The sequence below is a fragment of the Bradyrhizobium sp. UNPA324 genome (assembly GCF_006658635.1).
Taxonomy (GTDB): domain Bacteria; phylum Pseudomonadota; class Alphaproteobacteria; order Rhizobiales; family Xanthobacteraceae; genus Bradyrhizobium; species Bradyrhizobium nanningense.
In genome coordinates this window covers 5930296-5952990 of record NZ_LFJD01000004.1, presented here as the reverse complement: position 1 = coordinate 5952990, position 22695 = coordinate 5930296, and the positions used below count along the sequence as shown (strand labels likewise).

The window sequence follows — 22695 nt, the reverse complement described above, 5'->3', positions numbered from 1 at the left end:
GGCCGGCCGATCTTATGCCCGGCTCTTGGTCGTCAACGCCTGGCGGATGGTTCAAGCTCATGCAACAAGCGCGCGAGCCCTCGTCATTCCGCGCCGGACTAACGCTCCGTCGAAACAAGCGTGCTCACGATCGCCGCTTGCCCGAATGATCCCTCCGCGCCCACAGCAGTGCCAACGGTCCCAGCGCGATACCGGCTGCCAGCACGACGAACACCAGCAGCCAGCCGCTCGCACTCTGCGGTCCGCCCGCCGTGTCGAGCGCGACGCCGGTGCCCCAGGCGCCGAGCGCCGACAAGCCGAAGCCGACCGTGGAGTGCAGGGCCAGGGTCGCGCCGCGATGCTCGGAGACGGCCGCCGCCGACATGCCGGCGGTCAACGCACCTGAATCAGCCGGCACCGTCAGGCCATAGATCATCAGCAGCAGCGCCAGCAGCCACGCCGGGGCCGTTGCATTGAGGCCGATCACGAGCGCGACGCAAGCCGAAGCGATCATCACGACCGTGATCGCGCGATGCCGCCCGAATTTCAGAGCGGCCTCGTTGCCGAGAATGCTGGCCGGCATCGAGATCACCGCGAAGCAGAAGCTCATCAGCACCGGCGTCATCCAGGACGGCCCGCCCTGATGCGCAACGACGAAGGTCCAGAATCCGACCAGCCAGGTGCGAATGCCGTAGAGCTCGAAGCAGTGCGCGCCGTAGCCGAGGATGTAGCCGAGCGCCTCGCGATTGGCGAAGACGGGCGCGAAGTTCAGCAGCCGTCCCGCTTTCGCAGCCGGCCGACGGCCCTCGATCAGAAGGCACGCGACCACCATCGCGATCGGACCGACGCCGGTGACATAGAACGCGGTCCGCCAGCCCCAGCGATCGGCGAGGACTTGCGCAACCAGGAACGACAGGCCGACGCCGACCGAGAAGCTCGACGTGTACAGCGTCACCGCCCGCGAGGTGTCGCCGGCGGGCAACCGGTCGGTCAGCGCCTTCAGCCCCGGCATGTAGGCGCCGGCAAAGCCCAATCCTGCGACCGACCAGATGATGGTGCCCGACCAGAATCCGTCGGCGAAGATGCCGAAGGCCGCGGTTGCAAGTCCGCTGACGATGGAGCCGCACAGCAGCACGATCCGGGCATCGATGCGGTCGGTCAGTGTCGTCAGCACCGGCACGGCCAGCATGTAGCCGAACGCATAACCGCTCGCCATCAACCCGCCTTCGGCGGCGGACAGTCCCCACGCCGGCATCAGATGCTGCGCCAGATTCGCAGACAGCGTCACGTGCGGCAGCAGATTGCCAAGCTGGCCGATGCACATCACCGCGATCAGCGGTCCCCCGTCCAGACTCCGAATGCTCGCCTCCCGTCCGATGCGGGGCAATCGCATATGGGATCGATTTCCCCTGTGGCTATCCTTCGAGACGCCCGCCTTTGGCGGGCCCTCAGGGTGAGGATCGCGTGCGCGGCTGTCGTTGCGACAAGCACCGATGCTGCCTAGCGCGTCATGAACAGCCGCACCCCGCGCGGCCTGCCTTCTTGGCCGTTTCATCGGCGGCACAGCAGGCTGACGTCTCTTCCTTCGCCGGACCGCCGCAGCATCCCGCGCCCGCCGCCTCGACGCCGCCGCGCGTGCAGACGCCAGTCTCCGGCAGCACGAGCTCGACCCGCGCCGCAGCCTTCTTGTCGCCGGCGATGTCGGCCGCGATGGAACGGACCTGCTCGTATCCGGTCATCATCAGGAAGGTCGGTGCACGGCCGTAGGACTTCATGCCGGCAAGATAGAAGCCCGGCTCGTCGTGCGCGAGCTCGCGCGCGCCGTGGGGACGGACTGTGCCGCAGCTATGCTCGTTGGGATCGATCAGCGGCGCGAGCGCAACAGGCGCCTCGATGGCCGGATCGAGGCGCAGCCTCAGCTCGGACAGGAACGACAGATCGGGACGAAAGCCGGTGGAGACGACGAGTTCATCGGCCATTACGCTTCGCGCGCCGCCGCCGGAAATCCTGAGGCGACCTTCGGACTCCGAGAGGTGAGTGACTCCGAACTCGCTCTCAACCCTGATCTTGCCGGCGGCCACGAGTGCGGCAAAGGCTGCGCCGAGTTCGCCGCGCGCGGCAAGCTTGTCATTGCGGCCGCCGCCGAATGACTTTGCGGGATCGGCGCCGCGCAACAGCCAGATCGCTTGCGTGCCGGACACCTCGCCCGCGAGCTGTGCGAGATCGATCAGCGTCCCCACCGCGGAATGGCCGGCACCGAGCACGGCAACAATCCTGCCGGCATATCTGGCGCAGTCGGTGCCCCGCACATCCGGCATGCCATAGGCGATGCGGTCGGCGCGCTCGCGCTCGCCGATCGCGGGCAAGCCGTTGCTGCCGGCGGGATTGGGGGAGAACCACGTGCCCGATACGTCGATAACGGCATCGGCCAGCAGCACCTCGGGACTCCTGCCATTCTGATAGCGGATCTCGAACGGCGCCCGCTCCCTGCCCTTCGTTTTCGCCTTGTCGAAGCCGGCGCGGCTGATCGCCGCGACCCGGCTCGACGTGCGGATCGTCTCGCGCAGCGGCGTGCGCGTTGCGAGCGGCGTCAGGTATCGGTCGATCAGCTCGCCGCCGGTCGGATAGGATTGAGGGTCCGGCGAATTCCATCCCGTCGGCGCGAGCAGGCGCGCCGCCGCCTTGTCGATATTGTATTCCCATGGCGAGAACAGCTGGACATGTTGCCACTGGCGGATCGCGTGGGCGGCTTCAGGCCCGGCCTCGAGCACGATCGGAGACATGCCGCGTTCGAGCACGTGCGCGGCGGCAGCGAGGCCAACCGGCCCTGCACCGATGATGGCTACCGTCTTGGCGCTCATTTTGGCGTTCATTCCGACTTATCCTGTATTTCTAGAATCATCGAATAAATTCACAAAAGGATCACGCCGCCGTTTGCGCTCCCTTGCATCCAGCTTCGTCGGCGCAACACTCCGCCGCCAGGAAGGCGACGAGGCCGCGCATCGCATCGAAGTTGGCGTGGCAGATCAGCGTCGTCGATTCCCTGACCTGGCTGACGAGCCCGACCGCAACCAGGGTCTTGATGTGATGCGACAGCGTCGACGCCGGGATCTTCAGCTTCTCCTGCAAGCGGCCGACGGGCATGCCCGCGTGCCCCGCCCGAACCAGGGCCCGGTAGATCTGGAGCCGGGTTTGATTGCCCAGGGCCTCCAAACGTGCTGCTGCGTCGGCGATCTTCATGACACCCACGCTGCGTCCGTCCGCGCTCCCTGTCAAACCATATTTCTAGAATATTCGAATTAATGCGCGACTGACGACGAGCTTCAGGTTGACGCTCTTCCGTGATTTCCGTAAATCTGGATATATGGAAAATAGAGAAGCTGTTCTCGCCCTCGCTGCACTGGCCCAACCGACCCGTCTGGAAGCATTCCGGACGCTGGTCAGGCACGAGCCCGAGGGCCTTGCCGCCGGCGACCTCGCCCGCCTGCTTGAGGTCCCGCAGAACACGCTCTCAGCGCATCTGGCGATCCTCAGCCGGGCGCGCCTCGTCTCTTCCGAGCGGCACAGCCGCTCGATCGTCTACCGCGCCAATCTCGACGAATTCCGCGACGTCGCGCTCTTCCTGCTTCGCGATTGCTGCGGGGGACGACCGGAGGTCTGCAATCCCGTCGTCGAGACACTGCAATCCTGCTGCTCGCCGAAACGAAAGGAGCGAAGCCGTGCCTGACCATATCTACAATGTGCTGTTTCTGTGCACCGGCAATTCGGCACGATCCATCCTGGCCGAGTCGATCCTTCGCAAAGACGGCGCCGGCCGCTTTCGGGCCTTCTCCGCCGGAAGCACGCCAAAGGGCGCGGTGCATCCGCTCGCGCTGCGCACGCTTCAGTCCATGGACTACCCGGTCGACGGGATGCGCGCGAAGAGCTGGCTGGAATTCGCAGCCGCCGATGCGCCCGTGATGGATTTCGTATTCACCGTTTGCGACAACGCAGCCGGAGAAGCATGTCCGGTCTGGCCCGGCCACCCGACGACGGCGCATTGGGGTATCGAAGATCCTGCAGCTGTCGAAGGTTCTGAGCTGGAGAAGCAGGCAGCGTTCGTCACTGCGTTCCGCTACCTCAAGTATCGGATCGATGCCTTCGTAAATCTGCCGCTCAGCAGCATCGACCGACTGTCGCTCGGCACCAGGCTGCGCGAGATCGGCCGCTCCGATGGCGCGACGTCCAACCGAGGCGACGTGGCCTGACGATGGGCATCTTCGAACGATATCTCACTCTGTGGGTTGCGCTTTGCATCGTCGTCGGCGTCGCACTGGGGCACGTCCTGCCCGGTTTCTTCGGCGCGGTCGCGGCCGCCGAGGTCGCCAAGGTCAATCTGCCGATCGCAGTGCTGATCTGGCTCATGATCGTGCCCATGTTGCTGAAGATCGACTTCGGCTCGCTGGGCGAGGTGCGGAAACATTGGCGCGGCGTCGGCGTCACGTTTTTCATCAATTGGGCCGTGAAGCCGTTCTCGATGGCGCTGCTCGGCCCCTTCTTCATCGGTCATTTGTTCGCACCGCTGCTGCCGGCAGGCCAGATTTCGTCCTACATCGCCGGCTTGATTCTGCTGGCGGCCGCGCCCTGCACCGCGATGGTGTTCGTGTGGTCGAACCTGTGCGAGGGCGAGCCTCACTACACGCTGAGCCAGGTCGCCCTGAACGACGTGATCATGGTGTTCCTGTTCGCGCCGCTGGTGGGACTGCTGCTCGGAGTGGCCTCGATCAGCGTCCCCTGGGGCACGCTGCTGCTCTCCGTCCTGCTTTACATCGTGGTTCCGGTGATCGTCGCACAGCTGTGGCGCAAGGTTCTTCTGCGAAACGGCACGGCCGGCTTCGACCGCGTCATGCGCACGCTGCAGCCGCTGTCGCTGTTTGCGCTCCTCGCCACATTGGTGCTGCTGTTCGGCTTCCAGGGCGAGCAGATCGTCAGGCAGCCGCTCGTCATTGCCATGCTCGCCGTGCCGATCCTCGTCCAGGTCTATCTCAATGCGGGCTTGGCGTACTGGCTGAGCCGACGATTTGGCGTGGCCTGGTGCGTCGCCGCTCCAGCCGCCCTGATCGGCGCGAGCAATTTCTTCGAGCTGGCGGTCGCCGCCGCGATCAGCCTGTTTGGCCTGAACTCCGGCGCAGCGCTGGCGACCGTGGTCGGCGTGCTCGTCGAGGTCCCCGTGATGCTGTCCGTCGTCCGCATCGTCAAGGCGACCCGGGACTGGTATGAAGCGGGCGCAGCCAGAGCCCCGACGGCTTTGGAGGCCCGCCAGTAAGGCGGCCGACCAGGCGCGGAGCGCCCATGAGCGCTCCGCGTTGCACGGGGCCCGAAGAGATTAGGCAACCCTGGCGAGAGGCAACTCAGTGACCCCCGGCACCACCGCTTTGATGCGAATGTTGCGGAATTGCACCTTCGAACCATCGTGATGGTTTTGCAGCGCGATGTGCCCGCGAAGAGACCTGGGCCTGGGGTCGGTGAAGTCGTTCACGACCACATCGTTCAGCGTCACCTTGATGCGGCTGCCGACAGCCTCGATGACGAATGTGTTCCACTGCCACGGGCCTTTCGCAACATCGGTGCGGATCGGCGCATTGACGTTGTAGATTGCGCCGGTGCTGCGCAAGGGATCGTTCTCCATGCTCTTTTCGGAGTTGTATCCACGCGGATCGATCTGGATTTCGTAGCTCTGGTCGATTGCAGCCGTCCAATCGTTCGGATTCGAGCTGTTCAAGTTGGGCACGCGGATGAACACACCGGAATTGTCGGTGCGGTTCGCGTATTGCCATTCGAGCTCGAGCACGAAATCGGAGAAGCTCTCGCGCGTGTACCAGAGCAAGCCGGGCCCCCCGACGGATTCGAGGATGTCGTAAACCTGGAGGAAGCTTCCACCTCCCGACATCTGCCAGTCTGCCAGGCTCCCGGCGTATAGCGGCTTGGAACGTGCCGAAGGTGCCGGCGTCAATGCCGCAACGACCGCCGCGCTCGTCCGACGCGCGAGCGCAAGCCCCGTCAAGGAGGGGTTCGCCGAGCCGACGGTGGGGAACAAGGCAGGGCCGGCGACGTAGGCGTTCGAGATATGATGGAATTGTCCGTTGGGGGCCGTAATCGACGTGGTTGGATCGTCGCCCATCCACAGCGTGCCCGCTTCATGATGGGTGTTGCCAAGCTGGTCCTTAGTGGCAGCAAACGGATCAGGTGGCGGTGCGCTTTGCCAACCGCCGTTGTACAAGTACTCGACGTCGCCGGCGGTCTTGCCGAAGCGTTCCGCCAGCTTGACGGCCGCGGCAGCGAGCTTGCCCCATGCCGTATAGTCATTCGACGTCGGCGTGAAATTGACCCACGCACGCGCGCTCATGCCATCATTTTGAAGCGGGTCGGCCGCATTGGTGAGATTTACGAAACTCGTGGCGCTGCCGGGGCCGGCCGTCCTGTCGCCATCCATCTCTCCGAGGCCGCGGAAGACGATGGCCACCCAGTCGGGGTCCTCGTTTGACAGCAGGTTTCGCAAGAGGTCGATGTCGGGCACCATCGTCCACATCGTCGCTTCCGGATTCTGTCCCTTCTCGGCCGATGCCAGTACCTGCAAATGATAGCGCCGTTTGCTTCCGTCCGGGTTGGTGATCTCGCCACGCACGATCGCGCCGCCCTGCTCAAGGGTTGTGGCCGCGGCGAGCCCGAGCGCACTGCGCTTGACGCGCACGGTGAGATTCGTGCGCAGATGCGCCATGAAATTGGCACCCATGCTGTACGCACCACGCGCCACCGGAAACGACTCGATGGCCAGTCGCGTCGATTCGATCGTTCCCGCCGCGACCACGACCTGGCAATCGGGACTGAGATTGGACGGAGTGGAAAGCGACCGGAACTGACCATTGTAGGTGAGATCGATCCCGGTGACTCTGCCTCCGCTGTTGCGAAGCCGTATCACGTGGCACCGTGGAACGAGGAAGAAGCGCCGCCGCGAGTTATCGTTCAAGGTCCAGCGCTTGGCGATATCGTCCCGGATGCTTTCGAGCAGCAGGGGTCCGCTGCTGAACTTGTCGAACGAAAACAGCCCAGGGCCCGGGGAGCTCGCCTGCACCGCGATCGGAGCTTCCTCGACGACGTCCAATGTCACGTCAGGCATGATCGCGCTCGTGCCCGAGGCGACAGCCTGCAACTGCGCATTGAGCACCGTGTTGAGCCGACCCGATAGATAGTCAGCTTTGTCCTCTACGCCGATCTCGCGCTCCACGTCAGGATAGGTCGCCATCAGAAAAGCGCGCACGTCATTGGGCCACGTCGCGAGGTCGGCCGGCATGAGCCGGGGCGCCCAACCGCCCCAGAATAGAGAGCGTCCTCCGGGGCAGTAAGCGAGGCCGGTGAACGGCTCGTTGCTGTGCCAAGGAATGCCCCAGACACCGTTGCGCGCACCCCGATCCTGATCATTGCGGGTCACCAAGGCGGTATCTGGCGCATTCAGGCCAAGATGCGGCATGTTCTGCACATGCGTCGGGGCAAGATAGCCTCCCGCGTCGAGCAGGAGCACCCGAAGGTTCTGGTCGGCACCTTTGCGATAGATCCTGTTGGCCGCATACGCGCCGAACATCCCGGCGCCGATCACCACGACGTCGAACGGCCTGCCGCCGTTGCTCACCGCTTCGTCGAATGTGCTGCACACGTATCTGCCGAGCAGATCGCGCGTGAAATCCGTGTCCTGGACGTCGACGGGAATGGAAGGATCGTGTTGAAGAAAGGTCAGCATCGGAAAGCTCCTTTCGAGGCGTTAATGCCGCAGCGAACCAGATGTTTGGTCCGGCCGTGTCACGTTCCACTGGGACGGCGGCGCCAGAGGGCATTCTCGGAGGCAAACGGAGAGTCGCTAAAACAATCGCTCTGTGGCGCGGTTCGAAAAGATAGGAGCAACCTGTGGTCGATTGTATGAGCCGGTTCACACAACTGGGCGACTTTCAGCAGCCGCAGACATCACGATCCGGTCTCAGGTCACGCACTGCCAGGGATCGCTTGTGCGCCAAGGAGGAGCATGATAGCGGTTGGTTTCGGGCCACATACAACCGCCCGACCAGCTCTCGAGCCAAGCGTTGTTTCGCTCCATTTCGGAGGTGAAACATGTCTTGCGACAGCACCATTGCCTCAACCGATACATCCCGCGCAGCCTTCAGCCCTTCTCCAAATCTTGCATGGGTCTGGAGATTGCCGCTCGCGCTCTTGAACGGAATAACGCGGCGCCGCCAATACAGCGAGCTTCTCGAACTGGATGACCGGTTGCTCGCGGACATGGGTTTATCGAGAACGATCGTTGCGGAAGCTCGAAAGTCTGCCTCCGCCGACTGGGCAACACTGGTTGATTGTTCATTTTCCATCGACCAAGCGCGCCGCACCTCGCCCTGCGAGGGCGGCGCGCCAAGCTCGCGCCGACGTTGATGAGCAGTCCAGCCGTAGTCTTGACGTCCGGTCTCAGAACTCCAGCTTGTCGCGTATGGCCTCGATCCCGGCTTTCGCGCAGGCTTCGTCCGCGTCGCCGCCGGGTGCGCCGGATACGCCGACCGCTCCGACCAGAGAGCCGCCTGTTTCGACGATCAGTCCTCCTCCTATGATGACTGCTCCGGGAAGATCGCGAATGCCCGCCTGCATCATGCCGGGCTGGCTGATTGCATTCAGCTCGGTCGTGCTGGTCTTGAACGACACGGCGGTCCACGCTTTGCCGGATGCCGTCAATGGCGTGTGGGGCCCTGCAAAGCGATCGCGCAGCATCACTTGCGTGACGCCGGAGCGATCGACGACAGCGACGGCGACCTGATATCCACGGCTACGGCAGCTGTCCAACGCGGCGCGCGCAAGATCGAGCGCCAGTTCCGGGCTAAGTGGTTTGTAGGCGACAAGGGCTTCTTCCGCCCGCATTGGACCGATGGATGCGATCAGCAGAGCGGTCGCGACCGACCAACATCGAACATTCATGACAATCTCCGGCAAAGGTGACAAGCGCCTATTTGACCGCGCCATATGCCAGATCATCGAACAGCGTGACGCTGTCCGCCTTGGTCCACAGGCCAATCATGCCGGGATCCGTCATGGTCGCGTCCTCCACTTCGAATAACGGCTTTCCGTCATAGGTCACCTTGAACCGACTTCCCGCGAAATCGCAGCGCAACGCATGCCATTGCCCGGATGACACCGGCGTGCCGACACCGTAGCCGCCCTTGCGACCGACGATCTCCAGCGAGGTTCGAACGCCCCTCACCATCTTGTAGAGCACGACATTGGCCTCCAGCGCGTTGGCCCGCACAACGTAATAATTGTCGGCATCCCTCGCGCGCCAGATCACTCCCGCGGCGCGGTCCTCAGAGCCGGTAACCGCCTTGAATTTGACCTCCACGAAGCCGTCACGGATGGAGGTATCGCTCTTGATGGCCACCGGAAACGTCGCTCGTCCGGATTGCTTGAGAACGTTCGGTTTGCTCGGCGCCGTGAGGTCGGCCTCGACGGTCCATTTCGGCGCTCCCTTGCCGGTCATCGTCAAGGTCCACCCTTCGGGCGGCATTCCGGCGGGAGCGTTGTCAAAATTCACGGTCTCGGCCACGGCATTCCCTCCTACGAACAGAGCCAGCATGCAGGTCAAGGCAAGCCTCGCCCGCGCAGAGGGTCGGGACGCTGGGATTGCGGCGGTGCGGGTCATCAAGTTTCTCGACATGCGGCTCCTCCGTGGGCGTGGGGCGTGCCCCGCTCCGTCTTCGCGTCATCACTCATCCGAGAATACCAGAAGGGCCCGTTCGGGATGGAAATGAAGCCCAAGCTCTTCAGCGGCATGACGCCCTCATGGTCAACGGAAGGAAAACGGCGGGATCGACACGATCAGCGAGAGTCCCGCAAACAGCAGCAATGCCAATACAGTCTTGCGGAATGTCTCGTCCTTGATCGTGCCGAACAGTTTGAAGCCGGACCAAAGGCCCGCGACCATGAAAGGAACACCCATAGCGTACAGCATCAGTGTTTCCTTGGTGAGCGTGCCGGCTGCGGCCTGCGACAGGGAGATGACCACGAAGGCGATGAACAGCACCGGCTGAAAGACGGCTCGCTGCACATCCTTCGGCCAACCCCGCCACTGGCACGATATCGTGGAGATGACGCCGCCCAACCCCGTCAGGCCGCCAAGCATGCCGTTCGAGATGCCGATCGCGATATCGGCACCGGTCCCGATCTTCAGCGGCGCGAATACCGGCCGCGCGAGGCCGTAGATCGCATATATCAACAACAACATGCCCACGCCGAACCTTAGATGGACCGGATTGAGATAGGCGAGAATTCCGACGCCAATAGGAATGCCGATCACGGTTCCGAGCGCGAGCGGCCATGCCTTGCGCAGATCCAGGACATGTCGCAGCTTGTAAATGCCGTAGCCTTGGGTGAGCAGACCGTATCCAGCAATCAGAGTGGCGGTCTGCATTGGCGTGATGATGTGCAGCCAGACACCAGAAACCACCAGGCCCATCGCGAAGCCCAAGAAGCCGCTGACGAAACCGCCGATGAGCGCGGCAAGAGCAAAGACAGTGAAGACAAGTGTATCCATAGGGTCGTCCCTCGGAACGAGGTGGCGCGCACTTGGATGGGACCCCATCTCACGGGGAGGTCGCGGTATCCCCGAAATCGCCAGCCGTTATTCAGATGCCTGTCCGGCCTACCTCCCGTCGCCGCGATATGCCGGCTGCAAAATGCCATCGAGCGGGCCGCCGATGCCCGTCGGCGTCAGCTCAATCCGTTCGCCGCTCAGCGTAACCCGATAGCAGCCGTCATCGGTCTCTCCGAGATCGAGGCATAATTCGTCCTTATCGACATGCCATTTGCCGATCTTCTTCACGCCCATCGCATAGCTTCGAAGCGTGCCATCGGGGTCATAGACGAGACGGTAATGGACTTCGTCAGTGAGTTGCTTGCCGGTGAAGCTCGCACGTATCTCTGCGCCGGTAAGGGCACGCAGACCTTTGGCTGTGGCAAGACCAGCATGGATGGCGATCAGGCTCCCGGCGCCGGCAGCAAGTGCCGAGATGAAACAACTCGCTCGCAAGCTTCCGAGCTCCATGGGCCTCACTTCCTGCAGGACTTGCGACATATCTGATACTCGGTCTTGCAGGCTGGCCCTGCATAATTCTTCATGCAGGCTTTTTGCTGTTCGGCGCATACCCTGCAGGATGTTTGAGCCTGCGCCGTCGCGCTCGCAGCTAACAGACCAATCAGCACGCATAAACCCAGTGCCGCGCTTCGCATTCGATTTTCCTTTCGTGAGTAGCACTTTGTCCGGCGCCGGAGCTTTCATCGATCTTGATTGATGTTGGTCGTGCCCTCCAAAGCAGCCTGCTTGCCGGGCCGGACCTGCAATCGTTTCATCGGTTCGGTTGGTGAGCCATGACTTTAGCCTCGAACGTCTTTTCATCCCCGCCGGCGCGCATCCTGATATTTTCGCCCGACATCCAGACCTGGTTGCAGACAAGCGACGTGATGCTCGGTTGCGTCATGCAGAGCCTCTCATCGCGAATTTTCCAACTACCGGTCCAGGAATCTCCGGACTCTGAACCTATGATCGAACCGTCTGGCCGTAGATAGAGCGACCAGTGCGCTCCATCGGTGATGTCTTTGCCCACCATACGTGCACGGATCTGTTTGCCGTCCAGCGGCTGAAACCGATCTCCTGCGCGTGCCTCGATCGTAAGGACCAGCAGCGCCGCGCAACCGATCAGACGCAATGCGTCGTGTGAAGCGCGCCTCATTCCCGCATCCCTTCGTAAGCCCGCTGCACGACGCTCCAATTGACCGCCGTCATGAAAACGTCCACATAGCTGCCGGCCTTGGCGCCATAATCGATGTGATAGGAGTGCTCGTACATATCGAGCGCCAGAATCGGCGTTGCACCGGCGAGGGTGTGACAGTGATCCGACGCCCACTGATTGACGAGCTTGCGGTCGCGCGGCGACCACGTCAGCAAGACCCAGCCGGAGCCACCGCCGAGCGCCTTGCCCATCGCCATGAATTCCGACCGCCACCGCTCGTACGAACCGAAGTCGCGTGCCAAGGCCTCCTTCAGACTTGCTCCCGGATCGCTCTCGTCCCCCAGACCATCAAAGAACACTTCGTGGAGGATCATCGAGTTCGTTGCGATGAGCTGTTCGCGCTTCAAGCCGTTGATTAAGAAGCCGGGCGCGGTGACAAAGTCGATCTCGGCGAGCTTTTCTGCGATCAGATTCAGCCGTTTGACTGCACCGCCATAGTTGTTCTCGTAGTGGCTGATAATCATCCGCTCCGACATGCCGCGGATGCGACTCGGGTCGCACGACAGCGGCTTCATGACGTGCGTCATGGCAGTTCTCCATTGAGATCAAAGAGAAGTTTCACATTCGGTCGTACGCCGTGCCTGGCTCGGCGGAGGCCGTCGGCACGGCGATCCCGCAGCCGACAACGAGACATCGACGCGCGAAGCACGGATAGAACGTCTTGGGGCTGGGGGCGGCAAACGGCAGACATGCAGCGTCCTTATCGGAACCGGACGCGATTCTTGGGCATGTCGCCTCACGGGGAGATCGCTTCCCCGTACGTACAACTATTGCGCAGTTGGCGGATTTGTCAAATGGATGCGCAGGACTCTCCGGGGTCGGCTGTCGGCTCACCGCGGCTCACGAGCGTCAGGATGAGCTCGCCAGTCTCGACCGACGGTCTGATGCTCCTGTCCGGATGGCTCAGCTCGATCCGCGCGGCCGCCTTCACCGCCACCTTGCGCTTTCCAATCACGCCCAATCTGAACGTCTTCGGCATCCTTTCTGCTCTGCTCGCGGGCCTGCTCGGCCTGGCGCGGCGTTTGATCCGGCTGTACTGGAGCAGCGGCCGGGTCCGACTGGGCCGGGGCCTTCTCCGCTTCGGCGGCGAGCGCGGGGGCGACAGTGCAGGACAGCAGAACTGCCGTTATCGTCGCAAGAACACGCATAATCTCCTCCATAGTTCGATAGACGGTAACACCCGGCCCGCGCATGAGTTCAGAAAGCATCCCAGCCCGTGGCGCTGCACTGCAAGACAGCGGCACGAACAAGGAGAATGCCTGCTCTGTCGATACGTTGGAGCGCCGCTTTGGATGACGAGGATCCGGTCAAGGACGCGTCCGGATCGACGCATCATCGTGCGCAGCTCCCTCCCAGACGTCAGCTTTTCGTGCTGGCGGTCTTGTCGAGCGCGGCACGCAGGCCGCCCGCGAGCTTGATCGCGTCGTCATTGGCCCAGAAGTGCATGAAGAAGAGCCTTGGCTGCTCATCCAGCATGTGACTGTGCAGCGCCGTCACCTCGATGCCGTGCGTGCGCAGCGCCACGATGACCGGATTGACCTCGTCGCTGGTCAGCACGAAATCGCCGGTGATGGCGGCCTTGCCTGCCCCGGTCGGCTGGAAATTGATGGCGATCGCGACGCCCATCGCGCCGACCGGCGTCAGCGGCATGCCGTCTTCGGTGACCGGGTCCCGCCGCTTGACGTTGAACTGGTAGACGCCGCCGTTGGCCTGCCCTTTGACGCCGATGATCTGATCCAGCCTGGCCGTATCGAGGTCGATCGCCGGTGCCGGGTTCGATGGCGCCGCGACCGTCAGCGGGGTCTTGCTTTCGGCGAGCGCATCATGGATCGCCGAGGCCAGCTTGACGGGGTCGCCGTGCCCGGCGATGTGCATGTAGAACGTGGCCGGACTGGCGCGCAGCAGATGATTGTGCACGGCGGTGATCGCAAGACCGCTCGCGATCATCTTGGCCATGACGGGATTGATCTCGGTCTCGAGGAGCACGAGGTCTCCCATGATCATGGCGCCGCCATGCGCAGGCTTGAACGCGATCCAGCCGCCGAGCGCCAGCGACGGCTTGATCGTCACCCCGTCCAAGGTCACGGAGAGATCGGTGCGGGGAAAGCCGTAGCGGCGGACGTCGTCCGAGACGGCGGGCTTGCGCCCCAAATTCTCGTCAACCTTCTGCCAGTCAGCATCTTGGGCATATGCCGGGATGAAGGGGCCAACGCGAAATGCAACGAGGCAGGCGCCAATGACCGCCACGGACCAGATGATTCTTTTCATCGTTCTACTCCTCCGACTTAGTTTCGCTCCTTGACCTGGCCGCTGCTGTCGACGACGAGCGTCACCGCCTTGCCGTTCTTTAGCGCCTTGGCAGTGATGCCCTCGGCGGTCGACTTGATGTCGCTGACCTGGGTGTAACCGGCCGCCTGGATCCTCGCGACGAGTTCCTCCTGTGTCAGGGCTTGGGCACTCGACAGCCCGCCCGCGATCGCAAGCAATAGAGCGGTGCGGAAGGTTGTTCCTGGTCGCATGATCGTTCTCCTGGTTATGCCCTGCCCCAGGCGAAGTCCGTCTCGCGATCCTGCCCCTACATCCCGGCTCGGTGCTCAAAAGGGCGCAACGCCGCGCGCGCAAGCGATGCGGTCGGCGCGGGCGCTGTACCGAGGCCGGGATAATCTGTCGGATGTATCGGGGGTGAATGATGGCATGCTGCGCCCTTGGTGATCAGGACGCGATGCTTGGGCGTGTCGCCTCACGGGGAGATCGCACGTCCCCGGTCCAGAGATAAAACCCCGAGGCCCGGAAGCTGTCAACCGGCATGTGCCGGAGCGAGCCTACCGACCGCGAGCGAGCATCACCAAGAGTTCACGATTGGAACGGAACGCGCCGACCGCCGCCTTGAAACTCGCGAACGGTCCGATTATTGTTCCGCAAGTGGGGACAAAGCAGACTCCCCGTGAGGCCTCGGTCCAAGCTCTGCGCAGCACGCCATTCGTGGAGCTTGCGCATGAATACCGAACGACAGCCCTCTTCCCGACCTTCCGTGGCCATTCTTTCGCGAGGCGACGCTGCGGCGCGCCAGGATGCGAACCCGCGGAACAGCCGCTTCGTGCACGTCTTCGAAGCCCTCGCCGCTCTGGGCATCGAGGCGTGGCCGGCGATCTACGATGAAAGTTTCACCGAGGAGGTGCGGCATCAACTGCTCGCGGCGGACGGCGTGCTGGTCTGGGTTAACCCAATTCAGGACGGTCGAGATCGCGCCGATCTCGACGCGCTGCTACGGGACGTCGCCGCACGGGGCGTGTGGGTCAGCGCTCATCCGGACGTCATTCTCAAGATGGGCACCAAGGAGGTCCTCTATCGTACCCGCTCGATGGGGTGGGGATGCGACACGGCTTTATATCAAACCGCCGCGGCCATGCGCGCCGAGTTGCCGACACGTCTCGCCACCGGTCCGCGGGTAATCAAGCGCAACCGGGGCAACGGGGGTCAAGGCGTCTGGAAAGTCGAGAGGCTGCCGGCTTCCCCGATGATAAAGGTGCTCGACGCGACCAGGGATGGGTCCGAGGAACTGACGCTGGATGATTTTGTCCGCCGTTGCGCGGAGTATTTCGAAAACGGCAGCGTGGTCGATCAGCCGTTCCAGCCTCGCTTGAGCGAAGGTGTGGTGCGCTGCTATATGGCAGGTGATCGCTGCGCCGGCTTCGGTCATCACAAAGTCAAGGCCTTGGTTGACTCGCCGGTCGCACGTTCCGAGGCCGGACCACGGCTCTACACGTCGAACGCGGACCCGCGCTTCCAGCGGCTGCGTCGCTTAATGGAAGAGGAGTGGACGCCGCAGCTGACCTCGTTGCTAGATATCGCGCGAGGTGACCTACCAATGATCTGGGACGCCGACTTCATGCTTGGTCCGGTCCTTCCCGACGGCACCGACAGCTATGTACTCGGCGAGATCAATGTCAGCTCGGTGCATCCTTACCCGAACGAGGCGCCTGCGGAAATCGCCGCGCGAGTTGCCGATCGGCTGCAGCGCAAGCACTGACACATGCTGACGGTCCGCGCACTCAAACGTCTGCACATCTTTGTCTCATTCGACTTGCAGGACGGCGAATGCGTCGCCCTGCAGGGCCCTTCTCTCTTTCGACGGCCGGCTCGTCAGCGAGGGCCGGTGCCAAGGGCTGTCAATCCGGGGAGTCTTCTCAAAATCGCCGGCGCGGGGCACGAAGAGTTCACCGGCCGTGGCCTCGGTTTCCGTGACGCCGAGCCTGGGAACATGCTTCGTCGATAGCTCTCAACCGATCGCCTGCGAGCCGACGAAGCGCATGAATGGCCTTTGTCCATCAGCACCGAACAGCACGACGGCGTAGGGCTGCGGCTTGCCGCCTTCCATCCCGGGCGATCCGATCGGCATGCCCGGCACGGCGAGCCCCTTCGCAATGGGACGCTCCGAGAGAAGCCGCCGCACGGCCGCAGCCGGCACGTGCCCCTCGACGAGATAACCTGCGACCTCCGCGGTGTGACACGCGGCCAAGTCCGGGGGAATGCCGAGACGGCTCCGAACCGCGTCGAGATCGGCAGCCTCCTCCACCCGTACGGTAAATCCTGCGTCTCGGAGATGCTGCACCCAGCCGGCGCAGCAGCCGCAGTTCGGATCCTTATGCACCGTGATGGTGGCTTGTTCGGCCTGCGCCGCGCCGGCAGGCCCGGCAACGACCGCCGCGGCCATAAGCCATACAAGCGACCGGCGCGTCATCAAATGCGCGCGTTTCTTCATCTTCGAATCTCCTTGCCACAGGTGTCAACGAGGACTCGCCTGGCCCTCGTACATGAAGGTCATGGGCTTCAGCCCATTCATGTATCCGGTGCGCATCTCCTCGATGCGAAAGCCGTTCCGGTTCAGGATGTCTGCAATGTCCCGATTGAGATGACAGCCGCCCGAGATGCACATCCACGCGGGGGTCAGGCGATCTTGCCACCAGCGCACGCGCGGTTCGGGCGCGCGGCCGTGCTCGACGAAGACGAGCTTCCCTCCCGGTTTCAACACACGGCGCGCCTCTGTCATCGCGCGATCGACGTCCGGAATGCTGCACATGGTCCAGGTCGTCACCACCGTATCGATGCTGCAGTCCCCGATCGGTATGGCCTCGGCCGAAGCTTCGACAAACTCGACCGGAGTTTCCGGATGTGGAGCGTGTCGCGCCATCTCGATAAGCTTCGCGCCGGGTTCAAGCCCCACGACTTGCTTCACGGTCGTCCCGTAGAACGGCAGGTTGCGGCCGGACCCGATGCCGATCTCGAGCACCCGGCCGTGTGCGGCACGGGCCGCGCGCTCCCGGTAGGGCGCAAGTTCCTTGTTCCGCATCGCAAGGTCGCAAAGCCGCGGGAGAATGACATCGTTGTAGAAGCCCATGCGCGTCTCCTAGCATCGCCGTTCAATAGTCTTGCTGATCTCTTCAGGTGCGGCAAAGATCACGTCCGCACGGTCGCCCATCATGCCGGCGGGTACCAGGGCGGGCGCGCCGCTTTGTGGACCATCTTTGCCCGAATCCGTCTTCAGGCGCAGATTGCGCTCCCAGAAGGCGCGCGTCTTGCCGTCGGCGGTGATGACACGATAGGTGTCGTGACAATAGGTGATCGCTTCTACCTGCATACTCTCCTCCAGGCTTTTCAAATCGGGATCGCGTCCGCCGCCCCCCATCATTCCGCCCGTCATCCCTCCCATTCGACCTTCGACAGCGGACTGCGGCTGCGCGCCCGGTTTGGTGGCCTGCTTCAGGAACGCAATTAAATCGGCGCGGGCGCGATCATCCTTGATACCGTTGAATGGCATTTCGTTGCCCGGCACCATGCGCTCCGGGTTCATGAGCCAGGCATCAAGCGAGCGTTCGTTCCAAATGATTCCAGACGATTTGAGCGCATCGGAATAGCGTTCGAAGCTTTCCAAGCTGCCGGCCTTTCGATCCCATAGTTGTGCGAGGCTCGGGCCGGTCATGTTCCGGTCCGGCTCTAGCGAGTGACACGGCATGCAACCTCGGAAATCTCGCTGGCCGCGAGTCACGGCATCCTGCTGCGCAAGAACGGGCGAGGAAGCCAGGATCACAGCCAGTCCGGTAAGATAGAAGCGATGCATCTTCAATCTCCCTTGAAGAGATATTTGATCAGCGCCGCCGCCGTCAATACGAGAACGATGACGATCAGTGCGGTGATCAATCCCATCGTCCCGAACGTTCCCGACATCATGTCGTGCATCATGGCTCACCTCATTCGGCAGGCTCCAGCACCCGCGATCTCGTACTGATCGGCTCTGGCACTTTGATCGATGGTCCCTTGTCTTCGTCCTTGGGAGGCAAGCGGAAGCCTTTGACCAGCCCGAAGATCGCCGGAATTACGATCAGCGTCAGCAGCGTCGACGAGATCATCCCGCCGATCATCGGCAGTGCGATGCGCTGCATGATCTCCGAGCCCGCACCGGTACTCCACATGATCGGCAGCAGGCCCGTCATGATGGCGACCACTGTCATCATCTTCGGGCGGACGCGCTCGACGGCCCCCTCCATGATGGCATCGTGCAGATCCTGGCGCGTGAGAACCCGATGGGCCGCGCTTCGCTTGGCCTTGATCTCTGCAAGAGCTTGCTCAAGATAGATCAGCATCACGACGCCGGTCTCGGCGGCGACGCCCGCGAGCGCGATGAAGCCGACCGCGACGGCGACGGACAGGTTGAAGCCGAACCACCACATCATCCAGATGCCGCCGACCAGCGCGAACGGCAACGACAGCATCACGATCAACGTCTCGGTCAGCGCCTTGAAGTTCAGGTACAGCAGCAGGAAGATGATCGTGAGCGTCACGGGCACGACGATCTTCAGGCGGGCGGCAGCCCGCTGGAGATATTCGTACTGGCCGCTCCAGACGACGTAGGTGCCGGCGGGAAACTGGATGCTCTCCGTCACGGCGCGCTGCGCGTCCGCGACGTAGCCGCCGATGTCGCGATCGCGGATGTCGACATAGATGTAGGTCGCGAGCTGACCGTTCTCCGTCCGAATCGACGTCGGTCCGCGCGCCGGCTCGACCTTCGCGACCTCGCCGAGCGGCACGGCGCCGCCCGCCGGCATCGGCACCAGGATGTCGCTGGCGATCGCCTTGGGATTGTCGCGCAGGTCGCGCGGATAGCGCATGTTCACCGTGAAGCGCTGGCGTCCCTCCACGGTCGTCGTCACCGTCTGGCCGCCGAGCGCTGCCGCGATGGTGTCCTGAACGTCCTGGATCAAAATGCCGTAGCGGGCGAGCGCCTCACGGTCCGGGACGATCTCGAGATAATAGCCGCCGATGCCGCGCTCGGCGTAAGCCGACGACGTGCCCGGGACGGTCTTGATCACCCGTTCGACCTGCCGCGCCAGCCGGTCGATCTCGACGAGATCGGTACCCATGACCTTGACGCCGACAGGCGTGCGGATGCCGGTCGACAGCATGTCGATGCGTGCCTTGATCGGCATGGTCCAGGCGTTGGAGACGCCGGGAAATTGCAGCGCCTTGTCCATCTCCGCGATCAGGCTGTCGACGGTGAGGCCGGGGCGCCAGGATTCCTTCGGCTTCAGGTTGACCACCGTCTCGAACATTTCGGTCGGCGCCGGGTCGGTCGCGGTCGCGGCCCGTCCCGCCTTGCCGTAGACGGAGGCGACCTCGGGGAACGACTTGATGATGCGATCCTGAATCTGCATCAGCTCGGCCGCCTTGGTGACGGAGATGCCGGGCAGCGTGGTCGGCATGTAGAGCAGCGTCCCCTCGTTCAGCGTCGGCATGAACTCGGTGCCGAGCTGGCGGGCCGGCCATGTCGTGACGGCGAGAATGGCGAGGGAGGCCAGGATCACCAACGTCTTGGCGCGGAGCACGCCCTTGATCACCGGACGGTAGACCCAGATCAGGAAGCGGTTGATGACATTCCTGCTCTCCGGCACGATCCGGCCACGGACGAAGATCACCATCAGCGCCGGCACCAAAGTGACGGACAAGAGAGCCGCAGCCGCCATTGAGAACGTCTTGGTGAAGGCAAGCGGGCTGAACAGCCGCCCCTCCTGCGATTCCAGCGTGAAGATCGGCATGAACGACACGGTGATGATCAGCAGGCTGAAGAACAGCGCAGGCCCGACCTCGGACGCGGCATCGATCAGGATCTGAACGCGGGACTGATCGGGCTTGGCGCGTTCGAGATGCTTGTGGGCGTTCTCGATCATGACGATCGCGGCATCCACCATGGCGCCGATCGCAATCGCGATTCCGCCGAGGCTCATGATGTTCGAGCCGAGGCCGAGCAGCTTCATGGCGCCGAACGCCATCAGCACGCCGACCGGTAGCATCAGGATCGCGACCAGCGCGCTGCGGACATGGAGCAGGAACACGATGCAGACCAGCGCGACGACGATGCTCTCCTCGAACAGCGTGTGCTTGAGCGTGTCGATGGCCGCGTAGATCAGGCTGGAGCGGTCGTAGACCGGGACGATCTCGACCGACTTCGGCAGGCTGCTCGCGATCTCCTTGAAGCGCTTTTTGACGTTCTCGATGACGTCGAGAGCGTTGACGCCGAAGCGCTGCAGCACGATGCCGCTTGCGACCTCGCCTTCACCGTTCAGCTCGGTGATGCCTCTGCGTTCGTCCGGTCCGAGCTCGACATGAGCGACGTCGCGGAGCAACACCGGTGTGCCGCCGGAGGTCTTCAGCACGATGTTGCCGAGATCGTTGATGCTCTTGAGGTAGCCCTTGCCGCGGATAACGTATTCGAACTCGGCGAGCTCGACAGTGCGGCCGCCGACATCGGCGTTGCTGGCGCGGATGGCTTCACGGATCTTCTGCATGCTGATGCCGCGATCGCGCATCCGCTGCGGATCGAGCACCACGTTGTACTGCTTGACGAAGCCGCCGATGCTGGCGACCTCGGCGACGCCTTCGGCCTTGGCCAGCGCGAACTTCAGATTCCAGTCCTGGATCGTCCTGACGTCGGCGAGGTTCAGTTCTTTCGACATCACCGCGTACTGATAGACCCAGCCGACGCCGGTCGCATCGGGGCCGATGGTCGGGGAGACGCCGGCGGGAAGCCGCGACGCAGCGCCGTTCAAAAATTCCAGGACGCGCGAGCGCGCCCAGTAGATGTCGGTGCCGTCCTCGAAGATCACGTAGACGAAGGACACACCGAAGAACGAGAAGCCGCGCACGACCTTCGATTTCGGCACGGTCAGCATCGCCGTGGTCAAGGGGTAGGTGACCTGGTCCTCGATCACCTGCGGCGCCTGGCCGGGATATTCGGTGTAGACGATGACCTGCGTGTCCGAGAGGTCTGGGATCGCATCCAGCGGCAGATGGATCAGCGCATAGAGACCGGCGGCGGCCGCAAAGCCGGTGCCGAACAGCACCAGCAGCAGGTTGCGCGCCGACCAGGCGATGATGCGGGCGATCATTTGTGCTCTCCCGTCGCATGGCCAGGTTCGGAAGCCTGAGGCGCCGCGTCGGCGAAGCCTTTGAGCGCGGCCTTCAGATTGCTTTCCGCATCGATCAGGAAGTTGGCGGATGTGACCACCGCTTCGCCCTCCGCAAGTCCGTCCCGCACCTCGATGTGGCCGCCGCCGCGCCGACCGAGCTTCACCTCACGCGGCTCGAAGCGCCCCTCGCCCTTGTCGACAAGGACGGCCTGACGCGTGCCGGTGTCGAGCACCGAGCTGTCCTGGATCGCCAGGACGGGCGCGCTATCAGCCGTGTCGATATCGGCATCGACGTACATGTCCGGCAGCAGCACCGCATCGGGATTGGCGAGCTCGATCCGGACGCGAACCGTCCGGGTGTCGCGGTTCACCTGCGGATAGACGATTGCGATCTTGCCGCTGAAGATGCGGCCGGGAAAGCTCCGCGCGCGCACCGCCACGCCCTGCCCCACCGCGATATTGCCGAGATCGCGCTCGGCGACGTCGACCAGCGCCCAGACCAGCGAGATGTCCGCGATCTTGAACAGCACGTCGCCCGGATTTGCGCGCATGCCTTCGATCGCGCTGCGCTCGAGCACGATGCCGTCGCGCGGCGCCGACCAATGGATGGTGACGGGCGCGACGCGGGTCTTCTCCATCTCGGCGATGACCTGCTCGGGGACGTCGAGATTGACCAGCCGTTGCCGCGAGCCGCGGCCGTAGATCTCGATCCCGCCCGTGGTCTTAGAAGTGATTGTCGAGAGATATTCAGCGGCGGCGGACGCGACCGCCGAACTGTAAATCTCCATCAACGGCTGGCCCGCCTTCACGCGCGTGCCGGTGGTGACGTCGGCGACCTTCTGCACGAAACTTTCGGCGCGCATTGCGATCACCGAGACGCGCCGCTCGTCGAGCTGGATCGTGCCGGGCGCCTTGACCGCGACGCGGATGGCGCGACGCCGGGCCGGCTCGGATCTCACGCCGGCGCGCTGGATCTTGCCCGGCGAAAGCTTCACCGTGCCGTCGTCGACCTCGTCGCCCTCGTAGACGGGGATATAGTTCATCCCCATCGGATCCTTCTTCGGCACCGGCGAGGTGTCGGGCAGGCCCATGGGATTACGGTAGTAGAGGATCTTTCGCGATGATTCCGCCTGCGCCGGCTTCGGTGCCGCCGCGGCGGGCTGATCGTCATAGACCGGCAGATAGTCGCGCCCGCGGTCGTCCTTCCTCGGAGCGGCGGACCACAGAGGCGCGCCGCCGGGATCGCGGTAATAGAGCGGAGCCCGGTTCGCCTCTGCCGCAGCCGGGGTCACCTCGGCGTGAACGGACCAGCGCCCGTCGTTCGAGGACCAGTGCCCGCCCAAGGCGAGGCCACCGCCGAGTGTGAGAATCGTCAGGAGACGCAGCGTCTTCATGGTGTGTCT

General features: G+C 63.4%; 24 protein-coding genes. 5 read left to right on the top strand and 19 right to left on the bottom strand.

Annotated features, from left to right (window positions below):
• Nucleotides 1-124: 124 nt before the first annotated feature.
• The 3 genes from UNPA324_RS28545 to UNPA324_RS28535 all read right to left on the bottom strand — a co-directional run bounded on the left by UNPA324_RS28545 (nt 125) and on the right by UNPA324_RS28535 (nt 3219).
• Nucleotides 125-1303 carry an MFS transporter gene (locus UNPA324_RS28545; protein WP_141939062.1) on the bottom strand — a complete coding sequence of 393 codons (1179 nt, stop codon included), beginning with the start codon at nt 1301-1303 and terminating at the stop codon, nt 125-127.
• Between the two features lie 184 nt (nt 1304-1487).
• Nucleotides 1488-2840 carry an NAD(P)-binding domain-containing protein gene (locus UNPA324_RS28540; protein WP_141939060.1) on the bottom strand — a complete coding sequence of 451 codons (1353 nt, stop codon included), beginning with the start codon at nt 2838-2840 and terminating at the stop codon, nt 1488-1490.
• A gap of 61 nt (nt 2841-2901) precedes the next feature.
• Nucleotides 2902-3219 carry an ArsR/SmtB family transcription factor gene (locus tag UNPA324_RS28535; protein WP_128918954.1) on the bottom strand — a complete coding sequence of 106 codons (318 nt, stop codon included), beginning with the start codon at nt 3217-3219 and terminating at the stop codon, nt 2902-2904.
• Nucleotides 3220-3343: 124 nt separating this feature from the next.
• Here UNPA324_RS28535 and UNPA324_RS28530 point away from each other — a divergent pair, with 124 nt between their 5' ends.
• From UNPA324_RS28530 to arsB, 3 genes are read left to right on the top strand one after another with little or no spacing between them, the layout of a single operon-like run.
• Nucleotides 3344-3706 carry an ArsR/SmtB family transcription factor gene (locus UNPA324_RS28530; RefSeq protein ID WP_141937188.1) on the top strand — a complete coding sequence of 121 codons (363 nt, stop codon included), beginning with the start codon at nt 3344-3346 and terminating at the stop codon, nt 3704-3706.
• A complete protein-coding gene (locus tag UNPA324_RS28525; RefSeq protein WP_141937185.1) occupies nt 3699-4226 on the top strand; it encodes an arsenate reductase ArsC in 528 nt (175 codons plus the stop codon). Before UNPA324_RS28530 ends, UNPA324_RS28525 begins: the two co-directional genes overlap by 8 nt.
• Before the next feature lie 2 nt (nt 4227-4228).
• Nucleotides 4229-5284: an ACR3 family arsenite efflux transporter gene (gene arsB / locus UNPA324_RS28520; RefSeq protein WP_141937181.1), complete on the top strand. Its 1056-nt coding sequence runs from the start codon at nt 4229-4231 to the stop codon at nt 5282-5284.
• Between the two features lie 60 nt (nt 5285-5344).
• On the opposite strand, the gene UNPA324_RS28515 is transcribed toward arsB, so the two are convergent.
• On the bottom strand, nt 5345-7753 hold the full coding sequence (locus UNPA324_RS28515; protein ID WP_141937179.1) for a 3-keto-alpha-glucoside-1,2-lyase-like domain-containing protein: 2409 nt from the start codon (nt 7751-7753) through the stop codon (nt 5345-5347).
• Nucleotides 7754-8118: 365 nt separating this feature from the next.
• Between UNPA324_RS28515 and UNPA324_RS36105 the strand changes: the two genes are divergently transcribed.
• Nucleotides 8119-8433, top strand: coding sequence for a YjiS-like domain-containing protein (locus UNPA324_RS36105; RefSeq protein ID WP_141937177.1), 315 nt, complete (start codon nt 8119-8121; stop codon nt 8431-8433).
• A gap of 33 nt (nt 8434-8466) precedes the next feature.
• Here the strand turns inward: UNPA324_RS36105 and UNPA324_RS28505 are convergent, their stop codons facing one another.
• From UNPA324_RS28505 to UNPA324_RS35375, 9 genes are all read right to left on the bottom strand, one after another.
• Complete coding sequence (locus UNPA324_RS28505) at nt 8467-8967, bottom strand: GlcG/HbpS family heme-binding protein (protein WP_181769549.1); 501 nt, start codon at nt 8965-8967, stop codon at nt 8467-8469.
• Between the two features lie 28 nt (nt 8968-8995).
• Nucleotides 8996-9589 (bottom strand): hypothetical protein, encoded by a 594-nt coding sequence (locus tag UNPA324_RS28500; RefSeq protein WP_245471649.1) that lies wholly within the window; start codon nt 9587-9589, stop codon nt 8996-8998.
• Between the two features lie 240 nt (nt 9590-9829).
• Entirely contained in the window at nt 9830-10576 is a 747-nt protein-coding gene (locus tag UNPA324_RS28495; protein WP_141937175.1) for a sulfite exporter TauE/SafE family protein, read from the bottom strand.
• A 108-nt stretch (nt 10577-10684) separates the two neighbouring features.
• Nucleotides 10685-11320 (bottom strand): hypothetical protein, encoded by a 636-nt coding sequence (locus UNPA324_RS35380; RefSeq protein WP_181769548.1) that lies wholly within the window; start codon nt 11318-11320, stop codon nt 10685-10687.
• A 67-nt stretch (nt 11321-11387) separates the two neighbouring features.
• Nucleotides 11388-11771 carry a hypothetical protein gene (locus UNPA324_RS28480; protein ID WP_246667229.1) on the bottom strand — a complete coding sequence of 128 codons (384 nt, stop codon included), beginning with the start codon at nt 11769-11771 and terminating at the stop codon, nt 11388-11390.
• The gene (locus tag UNPA324_RS28475; RefSeq protein WP_141937170.1) at nt 11768-12358 is read right to left on the bottom strand and encodes a superoxide dismutase; all 591 of its coding nucleotides are present in this window, start codon (nt 12356-12358) and stop codon (nt 11768-11770) included. The genes UNPA324_RS28480 and UNPA324_RS28475 overlap by 4 nt, the downstream gene beginning before the upstream one ends.
• A gap of 263 nt (nt 12359-12621) precedes the next feature.
• The gene (locus tag UNPA324_RS28470) at nt 12622-12810 is read right to left on the bottom strand and encodes a hypothetical protein (RefSeq protein WP_164936193.1); all 189 of its coding nucleotides are present in this window, start codon (nt 12808-12810) and stop codon (nt 12622-12624) included.
• Nucleotides 12811-13190: 380 nt separating this feature from the next.
• Nucleotides 13191-14099: a DUF1259 domain-containing protein gene (locus UNPA324_RS28465; protein WP_164936192.1), complete on the bottom strand. Its 909-nt coding sequence runs from the start codon at nt 14097-14099 to the stop codon at nt 13191-13193.
• 17 nt (nt 14100-14116) lie between these two features.
• Nucleotides 14117-14350: a hypothetical protein gene (locus UNPA324_RS35375; protein ID WP_164936191.1), complete on the bottom strand. Its 234-nt coding sequence runs from the start codon at nt 14348-14350 to the stop codon at nt 14117-14119.
• Nucleotides 14351-14826: 476 nt separating this feature from the next.
• On the opposite strand from UNPA324_RS35375, the gene UNPA324_RS28460 reads away from it, so the two are divergent.
• Complete coding sequence (locus tag UNPA324_RS28460; protein ID WP_128918944.1) at nt 14827-15861, top strand: Cj0069 family protein; 1035 nt, start codon at nt 14827-14829, stop codon at nt 15859-15861.
• Between the two features lie 249 nt (nt 15862-16110).
• Here the strand turns inward: UNPA324_RS28460 and UNPA324_RS28450 are convergent, their stop codons facing one another.
• The 6 genes from UNPA324_RS28450 to UNPA324_RS28430 are packed head-to-tail and all read right to left on the bottom strand — an operon-like array spanning nt 16111 to nt 22686.
• Nucleotides 16111-16593: a DUF411 domain-containing protein gene (locus UNPA324_RS28450; RefSeq protein ID WP_128918943.1), complete on the bottom strand. Its 483-nt coding sequence runs from the start codon at nt 16591-16593 to the stop codon at nt 16111-16113.
• Nucleotides 16594-16617: 24 nt separating this feature from the next.
• Nucleotides 16618-17229 (bottom strand): class I SAM-dependent methyltransferase, encoded by a 612-nt coding sequence (locus UNPA324_RS28445; protein ID WP_128918942.1) that lies wholly within the window; start codon nt 17227-17229, stop codon nt 16618-16620.
• Between the two features lie 9 nt (nt 17230-17238).
• Nucleotides 17239-17949, bottom strand: a complete 711-nt coding sequence (locus UNPA324_RS28440; protein ID WP_128918941.1) for a c-type cytochrome — start codon at nt 17947-17949, stop codon at nt 17239-17241.
• A 2-nt stretch (nt 17950-17951) separates the two neighbouring features.
• On the bottom strand, nt 17952-18071 hold the full coding sequence (locus UNPA324_RS36100; RefSeq protein WP_347338736.1) for an archaellin/type IV pilin N-terminal domain-containing protein: 120 nt from the start codon (nt 18069-18071) through the stop codon (nt 17952-17954).
• Nucleotides 18072-18079: 8 nt separating this feature from the next.
• Nucleotides 18080-21271, bottom strand: a complete 3192-nt coding sequence (locus UNPA324_RS28435) for an efflux RND transporter permease subunit (RefSeq protein WP_141937168.1) — start codon at nt 21269-21271, stop codon at nt 18080-18082.
• On the bottom strand, nt 21268-22686 hold the full coding sequence (locus UNPA324_RS28430) for an efflux RND transporter periplasmic adaptor subunit (protein WP_141937166.1): 1419 nt from the start codon (nt 22684-22686) through the stop codon (nt 21268-21270). The genes UNPA324_RS28435 and UNPA324_RS28430 overlap by 4 nt, the downstream gene beginning before the upstream one ends.
• Nucleotides 22687-22695: the final 9 nt, after the last annotated feature.